Source organism: Psychrobacter sp. GW64-MNA-CIBAN-0177, assembly GCF_040309585.1.
GTDB lineage: Bacteria > Pseudomonadota > Gammaproteobacteria > Pseudomonadales > Moraxellaceae > Psychrobacter > Psychrobacter okhotskensis.
In genome coordinates this window covers 1-319 of the sequence record NZ_JBEOOY010000101.1, presented here as the reverse complement: position 1 = coordinate 319, position 319 = coordinate 1, and the positions used below count along the sequence as shown (strand labels likewise).

At 40.4% G+C, this 319-nt stretch carries 1 protein-coding gene; it reads left to right on the top strand.

What is annotated here, in order from left to right; translation table 11 throughout:
* Nucleotides 1–152: 152 nt before the first annotated feature.
* Nucleotides 153–319, top strand: a 167-nt coding sequence (locus AAEY79_RS14350; protein ID WP_352288938.1) for a DUF444 family protein, incomplete at its 3' end; no start/stop codon positions are given.

Here is a 319-nt window from a genome sequence, read left to right as displayed (position 1 = left end):
CCTCTGCCGAGGATCAGCAAAAACACGAAGACTTTGTTAATCGTATGGTCGAAAAAGGCTACACACAAAAACAAGTGCGGTTGTTATCTGAATGGTATTTACGGGTTAGAAAATCGCAATAACCTTCATATTGGTAGTTTAGGAGGTAATTAATGGCGCATTTTATAGATAGGCGATTAAACGCAAAGAATAAAAGCACGCTTAATCGCCAGCGCTTTATTAGGCGCTATAAAAAACAAATTAAAGAGGCGGTTTCTGATGCGATTAATAAACGCAGTGTCACCGACGCAAGTTCGGGCGAGAGTATTTCTATTCCGCA